Here is a 21,957-nt window from a genome sequence, read left to right as displayed (position 1 = left end):
CCATATGTTCACTGAGTTTAGGCGGCAGCTGTATTATAGAGCTAACAAATAATAAAGTGAAACATCCTATTATGCTTAAGCCAAGAAGTTTATTAGTCTTCAAAAATGAAGCAAGATATGAATGGAAGCATGGGATTATACCAAGAAAGAGTGATAATAAAATAATCCGTAATAGGCGTATATCTTTGACTTTTAGAAAGGTAATTTTGTAAATCAGCTACCTTTTTTAGAATAAAAAGGCTTAATGAAAGCCCGAATTAAGGCTAATCTGAACCGGTTAAAGGTTCGCATAACGTCTCACGCTCCCCGCCGCCAGCTCAGTTTATGGGATTATGGGTAGTAAGCCATGTCTTGTAGTTTTAAATTAAAGCATACAAAGGCTTAACCACCGCCTGAATCAAGGCTAATCTAAACTCGTTAAAGGTTCGCATAACGTACCACACTTCCCGCCAGCTTAGTATTATGCTCTTTTATTCTCTTTGTAATGTTTAGTATACTTGTCTAATAGCACTCTAATCATTTTTTGATAAGGAACATGACTGTGAGTGGCTTCTGATTTAAAAAATTCTACGCTCTCTTTACTTAAAGAAATAGCTACTTTTACAGAATCATCTTTTAATAATAACTCTTTAGGATGCGGCAGAAAATCTTTTATTATTTTTACCGTACCTATTTCCCCCTCAGTGTATTTTATTCTTTTGCTCATAAATCCTCTTACCTTTACGCCAATATCCTGCTCCAAAAATTCGTATACGATTATCTTGAAACATAAAACGGATTGTTAAAATATTACCATCAACTTTGCCTAAACAAAAATATCTTTTTTACATGTTCACATGAATGAGGCAGAATTAATTTTTACTGCTCTTGCCGAATTATCTACTTGTCAGGTACAGGTATGGAAGAAAATAAAGTTGCAGGTAAAATAGGAGGAAATATAGCTAAAAACACTAAAATGGTCTTAGAAAATAAAACCGGTAAAAAAGTAATCTTAACAGAAAATTATTTACCGCCTAAATTTACAAAGTAACTAAGCTTAATTTGAAAAGCTTTAAGTTTTTTAACCACCAATGAGCATAATTTTTGGTGGTCGGGGAGGTCGAAAACTGCCAAAAGTCAGCCACACTAGGTTTTAAGCTTACAGTAACCCTTAAGCTCTGGACATACCTAATATCTCCCCGACCGTGAAGTCGAGGATTACATCGGTTTTGTGAGAAATGCTCTCACTTTTGGCAGAGGTTTCGACACCCCGAAATAGCATTTGCTACTCCAAGTATCATTTTATATATAACTTTCAAAAAGTCAATGATGGTTTATGACTCTTTTTATGTCATTCCCACGCAACAATGCTTTTGCGGGAATGACATACTTTAAATCTATGCAGTAAGGTCTTAATTATACTAAATCTGAGCTTACACCTGAGCTTGACCCTCCCATCAATGAAGTACTTTCGTGTGGTGCATAATCAGCATAGGTATTATCAATTGATAACATATTGAATAATTGCTGAAAACTATCTTCATAAAGAGGAAAGTGATCTTTAATACTAATCTTATTACTTTCTAGCCCCCTAATATTTTGTAATATCTCTTCAAAGGTTTTTATTGTTATTTTATACGGTAGAATAGGATTATTAGTAGGATATTTATTAACACTAGGCTTTATAAAAGAATATATATTACTTAGTATCGTGCCTAGAGCATTTATATTAGAGAATATTTTGTCTAAAGAATTTAAGTTTTTAAATTCTTGGTTTAAACTCTCTATTATTGTTTTTAGACCTACTAAGTCGTAGCCTTGTGAAGTTAATGTTATCATACTTTTATTATTTATTTGTGTACATACATCAGTATTTTCTAATTTATCTAACATTTTACTTACATCATCTAAATCTTTAATTTTTAAAATGGTATCTAATATATCTTTATCAGAATTTAAAATTTGATATTTTAAATTTCCATATTCTAGTTCCGAGAATTCTTTGTTCTTAGTTCTTCCCTTATACCAATCCCATCCATATTTAGCTGCCATCAATGAGGCTGCTACAAATCCTACTGCTCCAATAACATAACCCCACGTTCCGCTGCCATTTGTATCATCGTTAGGTTTTTCTGTAGTGGATGTGGTCGCCTCAGTGAAAGGCTTACTTAGTAGATCTAAAATATTTTTACCTATTTCTGTAGGTGATATATTGTCCAAATTTACGTTGAAAGCTTCTAGAATAATCTTAAGATTATCAGTAGTGAATTTGACGGGCATCTTCAATACATCAAAAATTTTTATCCCTGCTTCTTGAGCATTATCCAAAGTTATTTTGAAAGCCTTTAGAATAACCTTAAGATTATCAGTAGTAAATGTGACAGGTATCTTCAATGTATCAAAAATTTTTATCCCTGCTTCTTGAGCATTATCCTGAGATATGCCTAAATGATTTAGAGTATCCTGAAGAATATTAGTAAGCGTTTCGATAGATGTTAACTGTTTCTTATAAGTACTATAGTTATGTAAAGCATTTATAGCCTCTTCCTCAGTGCATTCATTTAAACCTAAGAAATCAGCTCCGTTAGTTTCGGTAATATTGCCTTGAGAGAACATATAATCATTCGTTACTTTATAAAGCTGATCAAAAATGTTAGCCGTACCGTTTTGATGAGGTGGTACAGCTTGTTTTAAAATAATATTATGTTCATTGTCAGAATTAACAATAAGATCAGTGATTTCATGTATTGCATTTTTATCTTTACAGTTACTAAACATTACTTCCAAAGGCGTATCTTTCGTTTGGCTAACTTCCTTAATCAGTTGTAAATTACATTGATCGTTCTCAGCCAAATAGCCCTTAAAGGTATCATCATTATTCTGCTTAAATACAGATAAATATGTCTTATTACCTATTTGATAGAGCCCATACATCAGCTTATTTTCTAACTTACCTACGATTTTACTTAAACCTACAGGCACAATACATTTAGCAATTTGCGAAACTACAGGTATATACATATAATGATTACTCCAATTTAAATTTGATAATTATGAGGTTAGGATATGGTTTTATTATATAAACCAATTCTAAAACCATAAAACGTGGTTTCTAAAGCATGTTAATATTTTTGTCAAGAGAAAGTTAAAATAAATTAATATATGAAGAAGGCACTTGAGATGGGTTAGGGTGATTGTGGTTGGAGCTTTATGTCATTCCTGCTTTGGTATTGTCGCGTGGATCAAAAAGCTCATTCTATGTCATTCCCGCGAAAGCGGGAATCCAGAAAAAAGTATAAATATAGAAATTTTTGAAATTAAAAGCGGAGGTTATCTCGCTTTAAGCTAAATTCCCGCTTTCGCGGGAATGACATAGAATGAGCTATACAACATTACTTCCCTATGCAGAAATTTTTAAAGATCTCACCTAGTATTTCTTCTACATTAATAACGCCCGTAATAGCACCGATAGAGCGTGCCGTCATTCTAATATCTTCAGTTGCTAGAACCAAATCATTATCTAAGCTAAAAGCCGTTAAATGTGAGAGAGCTTGTTTTAAATAATGACGATGACGCTGATTTGTTATATATGGCGTTTCGGTAAAACCTGCCATATTTTCGGCAATATTTTCGATATTTTTCAATATATCCTTAAGAGCTATTTTATTTTTTATCGACACCCTTAAGCATTTATATTTATTTTCAATCAAAAATATTTTATTAGATTCTATAAGATCAATCTTATTAATAATTAAGATAGTATTTTCATCAATTAAATCAGTAATATCTTCATTTATAGAGGAGTCTAATTTTTCGGCATCAAACATAATAATTTTAATATCCGCTGTTTTAGCCGAATTTATAGCTCTTTTTATACCTTCTTGCTCAATAATGTCGCTACTTTCTTCTCTTATACCTGCTGTATCTTGCAAAATAATAGGGTAACCGCCAATATCTAAATGACCCTCAATTATATCTCTAGTAGTTCCTGCGATATTTGAGACAATCGCTATATCTCTTTGCATTAAGAAGTTTAGTAGGCTAGACTTACCAACATTCGGCGGACCGATAATTGTAAGCTTAAGACCGCTATTTAGTAGTTCCCCTCGTCTATTATCGTTAAGATATTCAGATATTGTATTCACAAGATTTGTATGAGTGTTATTAACGTCGTTAAGGACGCTATCCGGTATATCTTCGTCAGGAAAATCTATATAAGCTTCAAGCAGAGAAATAATTTTTAGAAGCTGACTACGCCAGCTATTATATAATTCTTTAAGCCCACCGCTTGCTTGTCTAATGGCTTGCCTGTGCTGCATAATAGTTTCGGCATTAATTAAATCGGCTATTCCTTCTGCTGCCGTTAAATCAAATTTATTATTTAAAAAAGCTCTTTTCGTAAATTCTCCTGGTTCCGCTAAACGAATATCAGCTAGATTTAGTAACGCATTAATAAGCATTGTAGAGATAGCTTTACTGCCGTGCGGATGAATCTCGACTACGTCTTCGCCGGTAAAACTATTAGGCGACTTAAAATAAACAACCATAGCATTATCAATTAGCTCCTTGGTCTCAGGAACTGTAATTTGTTGATAATACATTAATCTCGGCTTAAAGTCTTTTTTACCGGTAAGTAGCTGCAAAACTTCTAAGCTTTTAGGACCGGAAATCCTAAAAACCGCTACCCCCGCTTTACCGAATGCAGAACTTTGTGCAAATATCGTTTCCACTTATTTTCTATGCCTCTTGCTTAAGTTATTTAATATAATATAATAGGTTCTGCGAACAAAATTTAAAATAATATATTTTAGTTTTTTTAGCTGCAAATTATAAGATTTTTTTGAAATAGGTATACTATTCCTGCAAAAATCTTATTAATTTTCGTATAAAAATCTCTTAAAATATAAATAGTTTAAATTTTGTTCACAGAACCTAACAAAAGAAATAATCATATTATTATTACTTGAGAAAATCATGACCCCAAAAACAACCTCTTTAAACTTTAGTCGTTTAAATTGTCAAATCCCGAATTATAAAACTAAAATTCTAGAACTTAGCAAGGAACGTGAGTCAAGTCCCATATATATAGATTTTGTTCAAAAATTTTTAAATTATATTCCGATAGATTATGATTTTGAGAATAGAGAAAAATTATTCCAAAATTTTGCAGATGAAGCCTTTAAGTTTTTTAGGCAAAGGTTAGAAAGGGCAAGAAAAATAGCAATAACAAAGGCGGTTATAGAAAATGATCCGGCAATAAATGTCTTGATATTACTTGATAATAAACCGCATATTGTTGATTTTATCATATGTTTGCTTAAAAACATGAATTTGCAAACTAAGTTTTTACTCCATCCGGTAATAAACTGCATCCGAAATAGTAAAGGAGAATTAGAAAAAATATTAGAAAATTCTGCACCGGATGAAAAATCAGAATCGATACTACATTTAACCATTTTAGGAAATTTTGACGATAAAACTACTACATTTTTAACCGAGGCTATAAATGAAAGATTAGAAGAGTTAGAGCAAAGCTATAGCCATTTACCGCAATTACTCACAAAATTACAAGATTTATCTAAAAATATAATTGGTAATGATAAATTAAATTCTGAAGAGGCTAAAGAATTCTTAAATTGGTTACAAAACGATAATTTGGTTTTATTAGGAACGCTTGATTTTGAGGTAAAATCTTTAAAATTAAGCAATGAAATAGGAGCAGCAAAAATATGGCAAGAAGTAAAAGACGAGATTGATGATATTATAAAATGTTCTGCTAGTCCTTTATATCAAAATCAATTAATAATACTCGGTAAAATAAATAGTGCGTCGCTTATCCATTCAGATAATTTAATCGACTATATCTTAGTGAAAAAATTTGATTCTTCGGGTGAATATATTTCAGGAAGCATAATTTTCGGCGTATATAATTCAAATATGTATTACCATTCAATAAGTAATATTCCTATCTTAAGACAAAAATTTAATTTTGTAATTGAGAAAGCCGGTTTTGCATTATCTGGTTATAATGCTGATAAGTTAAGAATTTTAATGGAATCGTTACCGAGAGAAGCTTTAATACAAATTGATCAAGGCGATTTATATTGTATGTGTCTTCATATGCTTTCAAGTATGATGAGTAAAAAGCTTAAATTGTTTATCCAATATGATTGGTCGAGTTCTTTTCTTAATATTATAATTTTCTTACCGAGAGAACGTTTAACGGCTGAAATACACAATATTATAGATTGTTATTTAGCAGAAAAATTCGGTAGTAAAATTTTATCTAATTATATCACCGAAGTAGCCGGTAATTTTTCTTATCTTTTTGTAACGCTTGAAGCACAAGGTGAACATAAAATAAATTTTGAAGCAGAAATAATACAACAAGATTTAGATCATATTTCTACACGTTGGAGCGAAGATTTTTATTTTAAGCTTTCTAAAAAATTCGGCGAATATCAAGCAGGTATTAATTTAAAGCTTTTTGATAATGTTTTTCCGGCAGACTATAGACAAAAATTTTCTCCGGAAATAGCTTTAGTAGATATTGAATATCTAACGGAAGCGAGCAAATCACAAAAATATATGTTTAATTTAGTTTCTGTAAATGAAACGGAATTTTACTTAAAAATATATAGTCCAAAAGTAAAACTTGCCCTTTCTAATATATTACCGCCAATCGAAAATTTAGGTTTTAAAGCAATTGATGAACAAACTTTTGCAATTAAGGAGGCTCTCGAAATCAAAGAAAGCTGGATATATAATTTTATCTTAACTTCTATCATACCGGTAAAAGATAATATTACCGAATTAAAAATAAATGTTGAAGAAGCTTTAGATAAAATGGCACTTGGGATGCTTGCTAATGATTCTTTAAGTAAACTGATAGTGCTTGCCGGTTTTAATTGGAAACAAGTTAAATTAGTAAAAGCTTTAACAAGATATTTACATCAAACGGGATTTAGTTACGGTAAAGGTTATGTGCAACTAACGCTACTTAAACATCCCGAATATACAAAAATGTTGGTAAATCTTTTTGATATAAAATTTAATCCTAAACATTCCGATAATAATTGTGACGTAATTAAAGATAAACTAAATAATTACTTAGCAACCGTTGATATGAGTAGTGAAGATAAAGTACTACGTAGTATGCTTGGTATAATTAATGCTATTACTAGAACAAATTACTATCAACCGCATAAACATGTTTTTTCATTTAAATTCGATTCCTCTAGAGTCCCCCATTTACCTAAACCTGTTCCGTTTGCCGAAGCGTTTGTTTATTCTAGAAATTTTGAAGCCGTTCATTTAAGAGGCGGTCCGGTATCGCGCGGAGGGCTTAGATGGTCGGATAGAGCAGAAGATTATAGGCTTGAGGTCCTTGGGCTTATGAAAGCGCAAATGACGAAGAATTCTGTTATTGTCCCTGTTGGCTCTAAAGGAGGTTTTTATGTTCATTTTACTGAGGAAAGGCTTACTCGTGATGAATATATGGAAAAAGTGGTAGAATGCTATAAGAATTTCCTCAGAGGTTTATTAGACATAACCGATAATATCGTTGATGGTAAAGTAGTACATCCGAAAGACGTTATTATTTATGATAAAGAAGATCCTTATTTAGTGGTTGCTGCCGATAAAGGTACAGCCTCGTTTTCGGATTATGCTAATAGTGTAGCAAGAGAGTATAATTACTGGCTTGATGATGCTTTTGCTTCTGGTGGTTCTGCCGGTTACGATCATAAAAAAATGGCTATTACTTCTAAAGGAGCTTGGATTTCCGTAACTAATCACTTTAAAACTTTAGGGTTAGATGTCCAAAAAGACCCTATTACCGTCGTGGGTATAGGAGATATGTCGGGAGACGTATTCGGTAACGGTATGCTAAGATCAGAGGCTATTAAATTAGTTGCTGCCTTTAACCATAAGCATATATTTATTGATCCTACTCCTGATTCTTTGATAAGTTTTAATGAACGGTTACGTTTATTTGAGCTGAAAGGTTCTAATTGGTCGGATTATAACCTTCAGCTTATTTCTAAGGGAGGCGGAGTATTTGAACGTAGCAGTAAATTAATAAAATTATCGCCGGAAATTAAAAAATTACTTGATATAGATTATAATGAAATATCGCCGGAGGAATTAATAAGAAGTATTCTAAAGGCAGATGTTGATTTGTTGTGGAATGGTGGAATAGGCACTTATATCAAAGCTAAAACGGAAAATAATTTAGAAATCGGTGATAAAGCAAATGATAGTCTTAGATGTAACGGTGAAGAAATTAGAGCAAAGGTTATAGCAGAAGGCGGTAATGTTGGTGTATCACAAAGAGGTAGAGTTGAATATGCTAAAAAAAGCGGACGCATAAATGCCGATTTTATTGATAATTCAGCAGGTGTTGATTGCTCCGATCATGAAGTAAATATCAAAATTGCTTTAAGCAGTGCGGTAACCTCAGGAAAAATTACTTTAGAAGAACGTAATAAACTTCTAAACGATATGACAAAGCAAGTTGAAGAGTTAGTATTGCTTGATAATTATAAGCAAACTGAAGCAATAACGATTATGCAATTATCTCCTACTTTAACCGTTAATATACTTAGTCAATTTATAGACATTTTAGAAGAAGAAAAAGTATTAGAACGGGAAAATGAATTCTTGCCTAGTGCAGAAGAACTGAATAGAAGAGCTATAAGCGGTGAAGTATTAACTCGCCCTGAGCTTTGCTTACTGCTATCATATAGTAAAAGGTCGGCTTATCACGAGTTACTTAATTCTACTTTTTCCCATGATAAATATTTTGATTCATATCTTATAGATTATTTTCCGGAAATGATGCAAAAAAAGTTTCGTAATGAAATTTTATCTCATCCTCTTAAACATGAGATTATTAAAACCGTTACTATAAATAAAATAATTAATCAGCTTGGAGGGCCGCTTATTAGTATTGTAAAGCGTGAGATTGGAGCTCCTCTTTGCGATATAATAAGGTCATATACCATTATTTGTGAAATTTTTGATCTTGATGACATATGGGAAACAGTGAGCAATTTATCTACTAATATTGATTACAATGTAAAAATTGATATGTTTACTGAAATAACGAAATTAATGCGTCGGGGTATTTCTTGGTTTATTAAAAATTTAAAACATCCTATTAATATTAGTGAAACTATAGAAGAGTTTAGAGTTCCTGCACAAAACTTAAGAAAAACGATAGGTACTTTATTAGCCGGAGAAACTAAAATAAGATTTGAAGAAAAATTAAATTATTATACAACTAGCGGAGTAGATGAATCATTTGCTGCTACTATCGCTACATTTGACAATTTAATTTCAGTATTTGACATTATATATATAACAAAACAGACTTCAGGGAGTGACAAAGATACAGCAAAGCTCTATTTTTCAATAAGTGATATGTTTAGTCTTGATTGGTTACGTAAAGCTTGCGATAAGCAATTGAACGATTCATTTTGGCGTCGTCTTGGAATTCAATCGCTAAAAGATGATTTATATGACAAACAACGTAGATTATTAATAAAAATAATTAATAAATCTAAAACAACTATTGATTTAGATTTATGGATTGATAATAATAATAACTTAGTTAGAAATTTTCTTGATTTTATTAAAGAAATTAAATCTCAAGAAATTATAGACTTAAATATAATTATTTTAGCAAACAAGAAGTTTGAACTATTCTTACAAAAACTTGAGTAAATTATGTCGTCAATGCTTAAGCAAATTAGGTTAGATTCAGGTAAAACTTTAAATCAGGTATCTAGTGATTTAAAAATTAGAAAAAAATATTTAGTAGCTTTAGAAGATGGTGATTTTGATGTTTTACCGGGAGAAGTATACGTAAGAGGTTACTTAAAATTATACTTAGAGTATCTTAATATAAAAGATCGAAATGCAGAGCAGCTAGAAGCTACTAAACAGAACGAGACAGAAAAATTATTAAATAATAAAAGAGCTACGGCGTTGATAAATTATAAACGTAAAAAACAATTAGTGCTTATATCTATTATAATGTTATCGATTATTATTGTAAGTCATCCATTCATAATTAGTGCTTAGAAAAAATGGATAGTGAAATATTAGACTGCTTACAGAACGAAGCTAATAAAGAGAAATTTGAAGGAGACACGAAACGCAGCACCGCAGCGTACACTTTAGTACATGAGGATGTGAGTACCGGCTCGACGTACAAATTACCTTTAGAAGCAAGTTATGCAAGCAGTCTAAAAAAATTAATGGAAGAAGTAGAGCATAGGCTTCATGGAGTGTTAAGTACACTTGCAACTAAGCAAAGTGAGATTCAGAAGTTACAAAACGAAAATAAAGAATTAAAAGATAATTATATAAAAATGCTAGATCAAATTAACATTTATATTAATGAACTTGAAGAAATAAAAAAACAGCAAAAATAATTATGTCAATTGTTACGATAACATTAAATAACAAGAGTTTTCAATTATATTGTAATAATGGAGATGAGGAAGAATTACTATCTTTAGCGAATAAATTGAATGACAAAATAACTGAAATTAAACTTGCGAGTCCCACAGCCTCTTTTGAGCTATTATTAGTTATGGCATCCCTTAATGCTCAGGCTGAAATAGCTAGCTTAACAGAAAAGCTTAATAAAAACGGCTTTCAAAAAAATCATCCCGACGAAGAAAAATTTGCAGAAACCTTAACTACTATAGCAGGTTATCTAGAAAACCTTGCACGTAAAATGGGAAAGTGATATATTAGCTCTTGGCTGCTTGGTTCGTGAGCTTAATATTAACCTAGGACTACCACTAACTTTTAGGACATCGTCCCTGTCTAATACTAATTCAGTTTAGATATATGAAGTCCACCTTTACATAAAGGTCTTTGAAGGATTTTAAGTAACGGCCAAAGCGGTCATGTATACTCGTTTAATTTGAAAAATTGGCTACGTTGTCTTTTGCTGATAATCCTCACGTACTAGTATGTACGCTGCGGTTATCAGCTTCAAGACACCTTGCTCTTTTCCAAATTAAACTTCGTCTACCTACTTTCGCTTACTCGCAGTAAACCTTTAAAATGAAACAAACAAAATCAAGCAATAAAGTTCTCGGTGCTTTTTTAGGCACTATCATTGAGTATTACGACTATAGTTTATACGGTTTTTCAGCGGCAATTATCGCCGATAAATTCTTTTCAGCTGATACTGATCCATTAACAAAGCTTGTAAATGTTTTTGCTGTTTATGCAGCAGCATATTTATCAAAGCCTATCGGTGCTTATATTTTTGGACGCATAGGAGATATATACGGTCGAAAGAAAGCGTTAAGTTTTACGATTATCGGCATTGTAATTCCTACCTTAATAATCGGTTTATTACCTGATTATTCTTCTATAGGAGTTTGGAGTACAATAATTTTAGTTGTATGTCGCTTCATGCAAGGTATTTTTATCGGAGGGGAATATGATGGAGCAGCAATTTACGTCATTGAACATTTAGGAGCAAAATACCGATTTACTGCCTCGGCAGTAACTAGATGTACAGGAGTAATGGGTTTATTATGCGGGATTGGTGCAACTAATTTCTTTAATTCTCATATTTTTCCGGAGTGGGGTTGGCGTATTCCGTTTTTGCTAAGTTTACCCCTTGCATTAATAACTCTTTATTATCGTCAGAAATTTGATGAAACGCCGGAATTTAAAGAAGCGCATGATAGGCAAGGTTCTATTGAAAAACTTAGTTTTATAATTAAAAAGCAATGGAAGAATATTTTACCGCTTATATTCTTAGCCGGAGGTTTTGGAGCAACATATCAAATTGCAATTATCTTTATGAAGCAATATTTACCGATTGTATTACCTTCAATCGGTATTATTATGAGCTCTTTTTCAGTCTTAATAGTAATATGCTTTGCTATTTGCATGCCAATTGCCGGCTTTATTGCTGACCGCTTAGGAGTTAATTTGGTATTAAAAACCGCATTTATATGTACTATTACGGCAAGTGTATTTTTTATGATAGCAGTAAAATATCAAATGACTAATTTAGGGCTTGCAGCTAGTTTAATGTTAGCTGCATCGGTCGCCCCTTTTAATGCCCTTGCTCATAGTATAGTTATTAAGTCTTTTGTAGTTAAGGAACGTTACCGTGTTATAAGTTTAGGACATAATATCGGCTCAATGTTAATGTCTGGTACTGCTAATTATATTTGTGCAAAGGTAATAAAGTCATTTGGTTTTAACCTATTCCCGATTTTATATCTTTGCATGTTTGCCGTACTTGCTTATTCTATGACCATGTTGTTTAGTAAGGATACTATATTAAATAAAGATCTAAAAAATGACAAATAAACATAAGTAATAAATTGTAATTATCTTAAAAATGACATATTATAATAAATGTTAATTTAGAGTTATATATAATATGGAAAGAATAGTGACCAACATGGATCAGCATGGCAGAGTGCTTATACCGGCTTCCATTAGAGAAAGATTTAATATACATCCAGGTGAAAAAATTACCATAGAAATTGAAAATAGGGAAATTAAAATCGTTAGCGTTGATAATATAATTGATGAGATACATAAGATTTTCACCAAAAATCAAATTGATAAAAATATTTCTATAGTAGATGATTTTATTGCTGAAAGACGTCAGGAATATTTAATTGAAGAAAAAAGAAGTAAAAGATGTCCAAAATAATATTTGATGCCTCTGCACTAATTGCCTTATTTGCTAAAGAAGATGGTTACCAATTGATTAAGAAACACATGAGAGATGGAGTTATTTCAAGCGTAAATATTGCTGAAGTTTATAAATATTGTATAGAAAAACAAGGCTTAACCGAAGAAACTGCAAAAATTCTTATTAAATTATCAGATATCAAAATTATAGACTTTTGTCCTGAGCAAGCACTAATCAGTGCAAATATAATTAATAAAACTAAAATTTATGGTTTATCGCTTGGAGACAGGGCATGTATAGCTCTTGCTATCTTTAAAAATTATCCTATTCTTACTTGCGATAAAGTTTGGCAAAAATTAGATTTAGGTATTAAGTTTATTATGGCACGATAAATTATTTTATATGCTTTAATCAAACAAGAAAAACTCACCTATTTCAGGAATAATAAACTTATTTTCATCAATATTATGCGTTTTCATAGCTTGCCGGAGTTCCAAAGGAGCCGCGTTAAAAGCTTCATCAGCTAATTGAAAGACATCAAAATGACTAGCTATAGAGTATTTAGAACTTAAGTCCAAATGAGTAAATACGGCTTCTTCAGGATTCATATGCACCGGTTTCATAAACCATCTTGGTTCATAAGCACCTATCGGAATAAGGCTTATTAAAATATTATGTTTTTTTCCGATCTCTTTAAAAAGAGTATCGTTATAACCCGAATCACCTATAAAACAAATATCTCCTATTTTAGTTTTAATGATAAAAGTTCCCCATAAGGCTTTATTTTTATCAAATATTCCTCTAGCTGACCAATGCTGTGCCGGCTCTAAACAGGCTTCTATATTATTCTTCTGATCTTTATATGATTCTCTCCACCCTAAAGTAACAATTTCTGCATCGCTAATATGTTTTTTGATTATTATGTCATTTATTAGCGGTGTAATAATCTTAGGCTTATCTCGTACCCATAAATCTTTAATTGTTCTGATGTCTAAATGGTCATAGTGATTATGGCTTATTAATATAACATCTATTTTAGGTAAATCGGTAAAATTAATACCAGGTTTAACCACTCTCTTTGGTCCTGCAAAAGTAAAAGGACTAACCCGCTCCGACCATACTGGATCAGTTAAGATATTTAAACCGTCTATTTGAATTAAAAAGGTTACATGTCCTATATATGATATCCTTATAGTCTCATTATCAGTTATTTTTTGTGGTGGAATATCAGTAGAAGTAAGTGGCAGTGTTGTTGGCCATTTTGGTCTTTTTGAAGTTATTTTCCATTTTAAAATATCAAGTAAAGTTTTAGGTTTGATATTAGGATCAATATTGAAAAACATATTTTTATTTTAGATAGATCTTCCTTTGGGTTTATTAGAGCTTTTAACTTGTTCAGTAAAAGATTTTGTTTCTTTAGTTGTCGGTTTATGTATAAATCCTTTAGTTTTTTCTCCTATCAACATGGCTTCTTGAAGTATGTCTTTTGGTAGTTTAGCTATAGATGCTGATATTTCCGGGGTTTGTTTTATTTCTACCGTTATCTTTTTTTCTTTATTTATATCTCTGCCTATTACTTCATCTAGTGGAACATTTTTATAATCTGCAAGAGCGACAATTGCTCCGGTGTCAGGTTTTTGTGTGCGACCGTCTACGACATTTTTCCATAGTGTTTCATGAGTATTTGTTCTTCTACTTAACTCATATGGGGTTATGTTTTCTTCTCTTAACACATTTTGTACAAATATTTCTAAATTATCTCTAATTTTTTTTAAATCTAAATCATCTTTATTTGTTTCTGATATATCGTTAATTCGATTAAATCTTTCTTTTGACCTTATATCCTCGCTCATTATTTTTTCCTGTAAAATTTACTCCTAAAAATTGAGAGTTAAAATAATTTATTTCCAAATGATAAGAATTTATGATTTTTAAGAGACTATCTATAAAGTTATTTTAATTGATAATTAAAGAGATTTTATAGCGAAAATTAATAAGATTTTTGATAGAATGATACTCCTATTTCAAAAAAATCTTATAATTTATAGCAAAAAAGAATTTAATTAGCTTTAAAATAACTTTATAAATAGCCTCTTAGACTTATTTATTAATATATAACTAATAAATGGTAAATAGAAGATAATTATAATGAAAATAATAAATTTAAGTTATTTAATTAAGCATTTAGGTCTTATATATGAAATTTAAATTAACCTATCTTAACTTTTTTTGTCACAAATTATAAAATTTTTCAGAAATAAGAGTCTTGTCTTTTCAAAATCGTATAATTTAAACATAAAATAACTTAAGATATGAATTAAATTTCAGATGCAGAATCTAAGATATTTTAAAAAGATTATATAAATTAAAAATTGTTTTCTCTGCATCTTGATCATTTATTAATAAGGTAATTTTAACTTCTGATATTTGCATCATGTTAACATTTATATTATCTTCTGTTAACTTTGCTAATATCGCTTCAAGTAATTTATAATCATTTTTAATCCCATAACCAATAAGTGAGATTGTAGCAATTTCGGTATCAAAAGTAAAATCTTGTATTTGCTTATCATCTTTTAAATTAGTAAGTAAAGTTTGTAAATTATTTTTATCGGTTAAATTTGTAATAAAACTATATTCTTCATTACTTTTTATCTCTTGCATAAACTCAATATGATTATTGTTTTGTGTAATCATATTTGCAATTTGCAGAAAATTTAACGAAACGCTCTTTATAGATATTTTTAATAAATTTTTATTAGAGGTAATACCGCTAATAACGCCATCTTCCATATTAGACCTCTTTTGAAATTCTACTTCTAAGGGTAATTTGTATGTTGAGCCTAGACTCGTATCCTCACGTACTTCTTTGTACGTTGCGGTGCGAGGTGAAGTGTCTCCTTCAAATTCCTCCCTAAATCCTCTTTCCGAAAGAGGTTTTGTATCCCTATTCCTTGAAGTAATTAACGTACCCTCTGTATTCGGTGAAAATGTTGAAAGAACGCGCATATCTATCTTATATCGCATTACTAACTCTACGGCTCTAGGGTGTAATACTTTTGCTCCACTTGATGCTAGTTCTAACATTTCTAAAAAATCTATTTCTTTTATCTTCTTTGCATTTGGAATAATTCTTGGGTCAGCAGTAAATATTCCCCCTACATCAGTATAAATATCACATCTATCGGCTTTCATAGCTGCGGCGATTAAAGCGGCAGTAGTATCGGATCCACCCCTACCTAAAGTGGATAATCTATTGAATTTGTTAATTCCTTGAAAACCGGCTATTATAGGGATAGTATTTAGCCGTAAATATTTTTCTAGTAAATCTGTACTAATTGATTCCACTAAAGCTTTACTATGATTATTATCGGTGAGGATCGGTAATTGCCACGCTAGAAATGATCGTGCCTTGATGCCTTCTTCTTGCAGAGCTAATGCAAGTAATGAAGCGGTGACTATTTCGCCACTAGAAAGTGCTGCATCATATTCTGCAAATTGCGAAGTTTGGTTAAGGCTTGATACTTCATTGCACAGTGTAATAAGCTGATTAGTAACCCCAGCCATAGCTGAAACTACTACGATTACTTGGTTATTTTTAGCTATTTCGGCTTTTACAATAGGAACAATTTTTTTTATTCTGTCGATATTTGCAACGGAAGTGCCGCCGAATTTTTGAATTATTAAGGCCATAGATTAGGAAGCCTAATAGAATATTATATAATTAATTTCCGCTTGTTGTCATCTAGCTTACTTACAGACAGTGTTGCGTGGCTCGATTCTGTCTCTGTCATATCCCCCGCGACTTGATCTCGGGATCCAGTTAAAAATACTAAAATTATTAGTATTTTTTATTGTTTTTTGGATACCGTGGTCAAGCCACGGTATGACACTGAGTGCTTTTTTATATCCACGCAACAATACCGCGCAGGAATGACATAAAAAGTATTCTTCGTTCCATGTAACACTAGTAGATCAAACCACAATACTTAAGCACTTGCAATTTCTTTAACATTTACGACTTTTTGATTTCGCTTAGTTAAAAATTCTACTCTACCTTCTATCAAAGCAAAAATTGTATGATCTTTGCCAAGTCCTACATTTATTCCAGGGTGAATTTTTGTACCACGCTGTCTAACTATAATATTGCCTGGTATTACATATTGTCCGTCAGCTTTTTTAACCCCCAGTCTTCGACCTGCCGAGTCTCTTCCGTTCCTAGAACTACCACCGGCTTTTTTGGTTGCCATTTTATAACTCCTTTATTGCTTGGTAATATCTAATATTTTTAATTCCGTCAATTCTTGGCGATGACCGGCTTTACGACGATAATTTTTTCTACGCTTTTTCTTAAAAACTATAATCTTATTATCTTTAAACTGATTAGTAATTTGAGCTGTGACAACGGCTCCTTTAACCATAGGAGTACCAATAAAAGAAGGCTTTGAATGTTCACCTATCATTAAAACCTGATCAAGCTGAATCTTTGCCCCAAGTTCTCCTTCAATTTTTTCGACCTTAATAACGCTATTTTGGCCTACTTTATATTGTTTTCCACCTGCCTTTATAACTGCGAACATGAAAAATATCTCTTTAAAAATTTATAAATATCTGTCGTATCATATTATTATATTAGAAATTAGTCAATGATAATATTATGTTATACTCGATGAACTTGAAAAATTGGCTACGTCATCTTACAAGGACGAGGGTGCTCACGTATTAACTATACGTTCCGCTCCTCGTCTTGTAGATTCCTTGCTCTTTTTCAAGTTGATCTTCGTATACTATCTTTTCACTTACTCACATTATCTATTAATACAAATATAATTGCATATTGTACAACTGTAGCAAATATTGCAGCTAGCAAATCATCAAGCATAACGCCTATACTGCCCTTAATATTTTTATCAAACCAATTAATAGGCCATGGTTTTAATATATCAAAAAACCGAAATAGACAAGAAGGCAATATGAAAAGTAATATAATATTTATTGTTAGCGGACTAAAATATTTTACTAAATGCGACTCATTAGCAAATAAAGCTGAAAAAAATACTAAAATGATAGTTAGCATTTGCCCGACTACTTCATCAATGACCACTTCTTTAGGGTCTTCTGAGTTTGTATAATTCAAATATATTTTAGTAAAATAAGTGCCAAGTATTAACAACATCAAACATATGCTAAAACTTATAATAAATATACTTACAAGCTGGGCTTCACCGAGGGTTAGGCTTGAGAAAGGAATAATTATTTTGTTATTAACAATAAAATATATTAAAAAGTAAGTTAAAGGAAAAGCAGCAAGCGAGCCAAAAGTGCCAGGGCAGTACTTGATTTTACCTATATAAAAGAAAGTAGCGAAAACTTCCGACAATCGTTTTTTAGTGAACATTTTCTAAATAAAATATACTAGATTAAATTTGTTAAAAATCTTATAATAAGATTTTCACTTATACAATAATAAATATCATGGGCATGAGTCTTAGCCATTTATTAATAGTCTTATTAATTATTTTTGTATTATTCGGTGCTGGTAAACTACCGCAAGTCATGTCTGAGCTAGCTAAGGGGCTCAAAGCTTTTAAAGACGGCATGAAAGACGATGGCAAAGATAATGATAAAAATAAATAATTAATTCTTGTCATTTCTACGTGGATACCGAGTCGTCATTGCGAGAAAATTACGTAAGTAATTGTACGTCCGCAATCTCAGGATGCTTGACAAGATTGTCACGCAGCCTACGGCTGCTCGCAATGATGACTCAGGCATTTACGCAGGCAACGCCCTAATTCCCCGAAACGGTAGAATATACACCGTTCTCTTTCCTAATAATATAATATTGTCTCTGAGCTACTGCGTCGACAAAATGGACATTACCTGATAAACCAACGTAGGGTTGTCTACTGCTCAGTCTATTTAAAAACCTTTCGGATGCAAATTCATTGCCTATATAGTTTGCAGTCATACGACCTAAATCATAAGCAAGAAGATGCATAAAACCCATATGGTTAATACCTAAGTCTTTTGCTCTTTCAGGAACATTACTATTAAGCAAATTTAAAGAACCGGTAAAGCTAATATCAATATTTTCAGAGTAATCAACATCAATACGGTTATCACCGATTAAAATAGCCTTTTTATCTAAATTATATTTACGAATACTATCAGCGAGTAGGTTTAAATTTTGAGGATCGTCCGATAGATAAATAACAGGTTTTGTCGTGTCGCTACGTTCATTTATAATATCGGTATTGTCTGAAATATTTCTTGTAGCTTTTGCTATAGATTCAGGATTATCATCATAGAATTCAGTGCGTGATAATGAGGCATTTTTCTGAATCAATATATTTTGCATTACTTGACTAATAGTTTGCGAATGCTTTCCTTTAGGTAATAATGCCATAAAATCTCTATGGTCGTTACTTGCGTAATAATTAATGATGCGTATCAGTTGTTTTAAAGGTGCATGACCGAATACAAATAATTTATCTTCTGCAAGAGCCGGATTATTTGACATAGTTATTATAATAATATCATTTTTCTTTGCTTTTTCGGCTATTAGAGAAGTAAAGTTAGAATATAGAGGACCTAGAATAACCTTGGTTTTGCGTGCTACTATTTTGTCCATAGCGGCTAAAACGTTTTTTTCGTCTGAACCATCGTAAGAAGTAACATGTATATAAGATTTTACTCCGTCGTTAAGTCCCATTTTAATCAGATCTTTATATTGTTTACCTACAATACTATCAGGTCCCTGATTCGGCATTAAAATTGCAATCTCAATTTCTTTTTGTTCTTTTTTAGGAAAACTTATAGGTTCTTCTTTAGGAGTTTGACAGGACGTTAAATATATCAAACAAAAAAATGATAGAACGATTCGTAGTTTATGTTTTATACTAGCCATAATATTACTTAAAATTAAAAAACTATGATTAGATATCTTTCCAAACCGGGATTATACATTGTTTCAACACCGATTGGTAATTTTGAAGATATAACGCTTCGTGCTATATCGACTTTAAAAAATTCAGATATTATCTTATGCGAGGATACTAGAATATCGCAAAAATTGCTAGCAAAACATGATATTCATACTAAATTACAAATTTACAATGATCATAGTGATGAGAAAGATAGAGAAAATATTATAAGTCTAATAAAAGCAGGTAATATAGTAAGCTTAATTTCCGATGCAGGAACTCCTTTAATCTCCGACCCAGGGTATAAGTTAAGTAGAGATTTACGTATGCTTAACTATCATGTAGATGTAGTACCAGGGGTATCTGCACCGATTACTGCCTTAACTTTATCGGCTCTTCCTACTGATCGATTTTTATTTTGCGGTTTTTTGCCTAAAACTACGGAAAGTAAGAAAAAAGTTTTTTCTGAACTAGTAAATCTTAAGGCTACATTAATCTTCTTTGAAACAGCCCCTCGTTTGATAAATACTCTATCGGTAGCTAAAGAAATACTAGGAAACCGAGAAATATGCGTAACTCGTGAGCTAACTAAAATGTATCAAGAGACGAAAACAGGAAATATAGATGAAATAACAGAGTTTTATCAAAATAATATTTTAAAAGGTGAGATAGTATTGTTGATTTCAGGGAATATACAAGAACAAAACCAACAAACAAATTTAGAAAAATTTATAGAACTTTGCTTAAGTAAAAACTTAAGTAGCAAAACCACTACCGAACTTGCTTATGAGAAATTCAAAGATGTTTATAGCAAGAAAGAAATATATAAATTAGTGAATGAGAGTAAGTAGATGTAGGCGTTGTGGCATGATTCCTATGTCATTCCTGCGAAAGCAGGAATCCAAGAAAAAAAGTACAAATACAGCAAATTTTTTAAATTAAAAGCTCGATATATCTTGCTTTATGATGGATTCCTGCTTTCGCAGGAATGACATTATACGGCAAGCATATTTTAGTGACAACCGCAACCTTTTTAGGTTTATTGTTTTCTGCTGAGTCCTCAAGCTTTTTACCTGCTGCCTGCATATCTTGACCAGCTCCTTGCATTGTATTACAAGCACTTGTTAAGAAAGCTACAGCTAATATAGAAGTTATAAGTGCTGAACGCATAAAATTTTACCTTTATAAAATTGAGTTTATAGTCAATTGATTTGAACTTGGTGCTTCGTTATTCGTCGACTCGCCTATTATTATGGGCTTCGCTCCTCACGCCTGTCACTAAATTCAACTGAATTGACTATAGATATTATGAAGTAAGCAAGAAATTGTCAACTTGAAAATGTATACTCGATGAACTTCAAAAATTGGCTACGTCGTCTTATAAGATCTGCGGTACTCACGTATTTAAGTATACGCTCCGTTCATCGACTTATAGACTCCTTGCTCTTTTTGAAGTTGATCTTCGTATATCTATTTCATTTACTGTGAGTTTATTAATATAATACTCGCAATACTCTTTAATAGGGCAGGTGTCACAATAGGGTTTTCTGGCTTTGCATATATATCTACCGTGTAGAATTAACCAGTGATGGGCATGAATTAGCCATTTCTCATCGATAATTTGTAGCAATTCTTTTTCTACTATTTCAGGAGTACCACCTTTAGCAAGCCCGATCCTTTTTGATACTCTAAATACATGCGTATCAACTGCCATTGTAGGCATGCCGAATAAGCAATTTAGTACAACATTAGCAGTTTTTCTACCGACGCCGGGCAATTTGATCAAATCTTTAAAGTTGTTTGGTACTGAAGCTTGATAATCGCTTATTAATATTTTACACAATGCTATAATATTTTTTGCTTTACTGTTAAATAGTCCGATAGATTTTATATATTTTTTAAGCCCTTCTTCGCCAAGTTCTAAAATTTTTTCCGGTGTATCGTAAATTTCAAATAAAGATTTAGTTGCTAAATTTACTGATATATCAGTTGCTTGAGCAGATAATATTACGGCTACTAATAAGGTAAAATCATTCTTATATATTAATTCAGTTTTCGGATTTGGATTATGCTTGCTAAAAATCTCAAAAATTTTATTAACTATTTGTGCTTGCATGATGTATTATGAAGAGTATATTTTAGAGAATAATATTTATATCAGGTTTTGAATGGCGGAAAATAAAAATTTTGAATTTATAGAAAATGAAATAAAAAATAACAAAGTAGTATTGTTCATGAAAGGTACTAAGGAAAGGCCTGAATGCGGATTTTCAGGAACGGTAGTAGCTATTTTGAATAAACTAGGCGTAGAATTTCGTGATATTAATGTGTTCGTTAATCTGGAATTTCGTGAAGATTTAAAAA

The 21,957-nt window shown here is 31.6% G+C and carries 23 protein-coding genes, 1 other RNA gene and 1 pseudogene; 13 read left to right on the top strand and 12 right to left on the bottom strand.

From position 1 onward, the window contains the following. A partial coding sequence (locus AC1Z7D_RS01205; protein ID WP_482601362.1) for an alpha-ketoglutarate-dependent dioxygenase AlkB occupies positions 1 to 212 on the top strand: 212 nt, incomplete at its 5' end. A gap of 248 nt (positions 213 to 460) precedes the next feature. Here AC1Z7D_RS01205 and AC1Z7D_RS01200 read toward each other — a convergent pair. Continuing rightward, positions 461 to 706 carry a CopG family transcriptional regulator gene (locus tag AC1Z7D_RS01200; RefSeq protein WP_482601361.1) on the bottom strand — a complete coding sequence of 82 codons (246 nt, stop codon included), beginning with the start codon at positions 704 to 706 and terminating at the stop codon, positions 461 to 463. A 192-nt stretch (positions 707 to 898) separates the two neighbouring features. Between AC1Z7D_RS01200 and AC1Z7D_RS01195 the strand changes: the two genes are divergently transcribed. Beyond that, positions 899 to 1,030 (top strand): phage antirepressor protein, encoded by a 132-nt coding sequence (locus AC1Z7D_RS01195; RefSeq protein ID WP_482601360.1) that lies wholly within the window; start codon positions 899 to 901, stop codon positions 1,028 to 1,030. Positions 1,031 to 1,395: 365 nt separating this feature from the next. Here the strand turns inward: AC1Z7D_RS01195 and AC1Z7D_RS01190 are convergent, their stop codons facing one another. Both AC1Z7D_RS01190 and mnmE read right to left on the bottom strand, forming a co-directional pair. After that, positions 1,396 to 3,000, bottom strand: a complete 1,605-nt coding sequence (locus AC1Z7D_RS01190) for a DUF5460 family protein (RefSeq protein WP_482601359.1) — start codon at positions 2,998 to 3,000, stop codon at positions 1,396 to 1,398. A 371-nt stretch (positions 3,001 to 3,371) separates the two neighbouring features. Beyond that, positions 3,372 to 4,709 carry a tRNA uridine-5-carboxymethylaminomethyl(34) synthesis GTPase MnmE gene (gene mnmE, locus AC1Z7D_RS01185; RefSeq protein WP_482601358.1) on the bottom strand — a complete coding sequence of 446 codons (1,338 nt, stop codon included), beginning with the start codon at positions 4,707 to 4,709 and terminating at the stop codon, positions 3,372 to 3,374. Between the two features lie 244 nt (positions 4,710 to 4,953). Here mnmE and AC1Z7D_RS01180 point away from each other — a divergent pair, with 244 nt between their 5' ends. From AC1Z7D_RS01180 to AC1Z7D_RS01145, 8 genes are all read left to right on the top strand, one after another. Continuing rightward, a complete protein-coding gene (locus tag AC1Z7D_RS01180; RefSeq protein WP_482601357.1) occupies positions 4,954 to 9,705 on the top strand; it encodes an NAD-glutamate dehydrogenase in 4,752 nt (1,583 codons plus the stop codon). 3 nt (positions 9,706 to 9,708) lie between these two features. Continuing rightward, positions 9,709 to 10,065 carry a helix-turn-helix domain-containing protein gene (locus AC1Z7D_RS01175; RefSeq protein ID WP_482601356.1) on the top strand — a complete coding sequence of 119 codons (357 nt, stop codon included), beginning with the start codon at positions 9,709 to 9,711 and terminating at the stop codon, positions 10,063 to 10,065. A 5-nt stretch (positions 10,066 to 10,070) separates the two neighbouring features. Further along, positions 10,071 to 10,418: a palindromic element RPE1 domain-containing protein gene (locus AC1Z7D_RS01170; RefSeq protein ID WP_482601355.1), complete on the top strand. Its 348-nt coding sequence runs from the start codon at positions 10,071 to 10,073 to the stop codon at positions 10,416 to 10,418. A gap of 2 nt (positions 10,419 to 10,420) precedes the next feature. Beyond that, entirely contained in the window at positions 10,421 to 10,738 is a 318-nt protein-coding gene (locus AC1Z7D_RS01165) for a cell division protein ZapA (protein ID WP_482601354.1), read from the top strand. Between the two features lie 9 nt (positions 10,739 to 10,747). Beyond that, positions 10,748 to 10,906, top strand: a non-coding RNA gene (gene ssrS, locus AC1Z7D_RS01160) — 6S RNA. Positions 10,907 to 11,061: 155 nt separating this feature from the next. Further along, positions 11,062 to 12,333, top strand: a complete 1,272-nt coding sequence (locus AC1Z7D_RS01155) for an MFS transporter (RefSeq protein WP_482601353.1) — start codon at positions 11,062 to 11,064, stop codon at positions 12,331 to 12,333. Positions 12,334 to 12,406: 73 nt separating this feature from the next. Further along, complete coding sequence (locus tag AC1Z7D_RS01150; protein ID WP_482601352.1) at positions 12,407 to 12,685, top strand: AbrB/MazE/SpoVT family DNA-binding domain-containing protein; 279 nt, start codon at positions 12,407 to 12,409, stop codon at positions 12,683 to 12,685. After that, positions 12,673 to 13,059, top strand: coding sequence for a type II toxin-antitoxin system VapC family toxin (locus AC1Z7D_RS01145; protein ID WP_482601351.1), 387 nt, complete (start codon positions 12,673 to 12,675; stop codon positions 13,057 to 13,059). The genes AC1Z7D_RS01150 and AC1Z7D_RS01145 overlap by 13 nt, the downstream gene beginning before the upstream one ends. Positions 13,060 to 13,074: 15 nt before the next feature. On the opposite strand, the gene AC1Z7D_RS01140 is transcribed toward AC1Z7D_RS01145, so the two are convergent. From AC1Z7D_RS01140 to AC1Z7D_RS01115, 6 genes are all read right to left on the bottom strand, one after another. After that, positions 13,075 to 14,010, bottom strand: a complete 936-nt coding sequence (locus tag AC1Z7D_RS01140) for an MBL fold metallo-hydrolase (protein ID WP_482601350.1) — start codon at positions 14,008 to 14,010, stop codon at positions 13,075 to 13,077. A 9-nt stretch (positions 14,011 to 14,019) separates the two neighbouring features. Then, positions 14,020 to 14,520, bottom strand: a complete 501-nt coding sequence (locus AC1Z7D_RS01135) for an XRE family transcriptional regulator (RefSeq protein ID WP_482601349.1) — start codon at positions 14,518 to 14,520, stop codon at positions 14,020 to 14,022. Positions 14,521 to 15,004: 484 nt separating this feature from the next. Next, the gene (locus tag AC1Z7D_RS01130; RefSeq protein WP_482601348.1) at positions 15,005 to 16,360 is read right to left on the bottom strand and encodes an aspartate kinase; all 1,356 of its coding nucleotides are present in this window, start codon (positions 16,358 to 16,360) and stop codon (positions 15,005 to 15,007) included. Between the two features lie 296 nt (positions 16,361 to 16,656). Then, positions 16,657 to 16,917: a 50S ribosomal protein L27 gene (gene rpmA / locus AC1Z7D_RS01125; RefSeq protein WP_482601347.1), complete on the bottom strand. Its 261-nt coding sequence runs from the start codon at positions 16,915 to 16,917 to the stop codon at positions 16,657 to 16,659. A gap of 12 nt (positions 16,918 to 16,929) precedes the next feature. Next, a complete protein-coding gene (gene rplU / locus AC1Z7D_RS01120) occupies positions 16,930 to 17,247 on the bottom strand; it encodes a 50S ribosomal protein L21 (protein ID WP_482601346.1) in 318 nt (105 codons plus the stop codon). Positions 17,248 to 17,462: 215 nt separating this feature from the next. Then, a complete protein-coding gene (locus AC1Z7D_RS01115; protein WP_482601345.1) occupies positions 17,463 to 18,065 on the bottom strand; it encodes a phosphatidylglycerophosphatase A family protein in 603 nt (200 codons plus the stop codon). A 77-nt stretch (positions 18,066 to 18,142) separates the two neighbouring features. Between AC1Z7D_RS01115 and tatA the strand changes: the two genes are divergently transcribed. Further along, positions 18,143 to 18,304: a twin-arginine translocase TatA gene (gene tatA, locus AC1Z7D_RS01110; protein ID WP_341787478.1), complete on the top strand. Its 162-nt coding sequence runs from the start codon at positions 18,143 to 18,145 to the stop codon at positions 18,302 to 18,304. 154 nt (positions 18,305 to 18,458) lie between these two features. On the opposite strand, the gene AC1Z7D_RS01105 is transcribed toward tatA, so the two are convergent. Next, a complete protein-coding gene (locus AC1Z7D_RS01105) occupies positions 18,459 to 19,577 on the bottom strand; it encodes a penicillin-binding protein activator (RefSeq protein WP_482601344.1) in 1,119 nt (372 codons plus the stop codon). 24 nt (positions 19,578 to 19,601) lie between these two features. Between AC1Z7D_RS01105 and rsmI the strand changes: the two genes are divergently transcribed. Continuing rightward, positions 19,602 to 20,444, top strand: coding sequence for a 16S rRNA (cytidine(1402)-2'-O)-methyltransferase (gene rsmI, locus AC1Z7D_RS01100; protein WP_482601343.1), 843 nt, complete (start codon positions 19,602 to 19,604; stop codon positions 20,442 to 20,444). Between the two features lie 161 nt (positions 20,445 to 20,605). Here the strand turns inward: rsmI and AC1Z7D_RS01095 are convergent. Both AC1Z7D_RS01095 and nth read right to left on the bottom strand, forming a co-directional pair. Beyond that, positions 20,606 to 20,763 (bottom strand): annotated as a pseudogene (locus AC1Z7D_RS01095) (entericidin A/B family lipoprotein). 259 nt (positions 20,764 to 21,022) lie between these two features. Beyond that, the gene (gene nth, locus AC1Z7D_RS01090; protein WP_482601342.1) at positions 21,023 to 21,709 is read right to left on the bottom strand and encodes an endonuclease III; all 687 of its coding nucleotides are present in this window, start codon (positions 21,707 to 21,709) and stop codon (positions 21,023 to 21,025) included. Positions 21,710 to 21,761: 52 nt separating this feature from the next. Here nth and AC1Z7D_RS01085 point away from each other — a divergent pair. Next, a partial coding sequence (locus AC1Z7D_RS01085; protein ID WP_482601341.1) for a glutaredoxin domain-containing protein occupies positions 21,762 to 21,957 on the top strand: 196 nt, incomplete at its 3' end.

It is taken from the genome of Rickettsia sp. (assembly GCF_965035265.1).
This window is presented reverse-complemented; position numbering and strand designations above follow the sequence as displayed.

What these genes read in the sequence shown, in the direction of transcription:
- AC1Z7D_RS01145 (WP_482601351.1), top strand. Translation starts at nt 12,673, where the DNA reads ATGTCCAAAATAATATTTGATGCCTCTGCACTAATTGCCTTATTTGCT.
- rpmA (WP_482601347.1), bottom strand. Translation starts at nt 16,917, where the DNA reads ATGGCAACCAAAAAAGCCGGTGGTAGTTCTAGGAACGGAAGAGACTCG.
- AC1Z7D_RS01195 (WP_482601360.1), top strand. Translation starts at nt 899, where the DNA reads ATGGAAGAAAATAAAGTTGCAGGTAAAATAGGAGGAAATATAGCTAAA.
- AC1Z7D_RS01115 (WP_482601345.1), bottom strand. Translation starts at nt 18,065, where the DNA reads ATGTTCACTAAAAAACGATTGTCGGAAGTTTTCGCTACTTTCTTTTAT.
- AC1Z7D_RS01175 (WP_482601356.1), top strand. Translation starts at nt 9,709, where the DNA reads ATGTCGTCAATGCTTAAGCAAATTAGGTTAGATTCAGGTAAAACTTTA.
- AC1Z7D_RS01165 (WP_482601354.1), top strand. Translation starts at nt 10,421, where the DNA reads ATGTCAATTGTTACGATAACATTAAATAACAAGAGTTTTCAATTATAT.
- rplU (WP_482601346.1), bottom strand. Translation starts at nt 17,247, where the DNA reads ATGTTCGCAGTTATAAAGGCAGGTGGAAAACAATATAAAGTAGGCCAA.
- AC1Z7D_RS01180 (WP_482601357.1), top strand. Translation starts at nt 4,954, where the DNA reads ATGACCCCAAAAACAACCTCTTTAAACTTTAGTCGTTTAAATTGTCAA.
- AC1Z7D_RS01150 (WP_482601352.1), top strand. Translation starts at nt 12,407, where the DNA reads ATGGAAAGAATAGTGACCAACATGGATCAGCATGGCAGAGTGCTTATA.
- tatA (WP_341787478.1), top strand. Translation starts at nt 18,143, where the DNA reads ATGGGCATGAGTCTTAGCCATTTATTAATAGTCTTATTAATTATTTTT.
- AC1Z7D_RS01190 (WP_482601359.1), bottom strand. Translation starts at nt 3,000, where the DNA reads ATGTATATACCTGTAGTTTCGCAAATTGCTAAATGTATTGTGCCTGTA.
- rsmI (WP_482601343.1), top strand. Translation starts at nt 19,602, where the DNA reads ATGATTAGATATCTTTCCAAACCGGGATTATACATTGTTTCAACACCG.
- AC1Z7D_RS01170 (WP_482601355.1), top strand. Translation starts at nt 10,071, where the DNA reads ATGGATAGTGAAATATTAGACTGCTTACAGAACGAAGCTAATAAAGAG.
- AC1Z7D_RS01135 (WP_482601349.1), bottom strand. Translation starts at nt 14,520, where the DNA reads ATGAGCGAGGATATAAGGTCAAAAGAAAGATTTAATCGAATTAACGAT.
- AC1Z7D_RS01140 (WP_482601350.1), bottom strand. Translation starts at nt 14,010, where the DNA reads ATGTTTTTCAATATTGATCCTAATATCAAACCTAAAACTTTACTTGAT.
- AC1Z7D_RS01155 (WP_482601353.1), top strand. Translation starts at nt 11,062, where the DNA reads ATGAAACAAACAAAATCAAGCAATAAAGTTCTCGGTGCTTTTTTAGGC.
- AC1Z7D_RS01130 (WP_482601348.1), bottom strand. Translation starts at nt 16,360, where the DNA reads ATGGCCTTAATAATTCAAAAATTCGGCGGCACTTCCGTTGCAAATATC.
- nth (WP_482601342.1), bottom strand. Translation starts at nt 21,709, where the DNA reads ATGCAAGCACAAATAGTTAATAAAATTTTTGAGATTTTTAGCAAGCAT.
- AC1Z7D_RS01105 (WP_482601344.1), bottom strand. Translation starts at nt 19,577, where the DNA reads ATGGCTAGTATAAAACATAAACTACGAATCGTTCTATCATTTTTTTGT.
- AC1Z7D_RS01200 (WP_482601361.1), bottom strand. Translation starts at nt 706, where the DNA reads ATGAGCAAAAGAATAAAATACACTGAGGGGGAAATAGGTACGGTAAAA.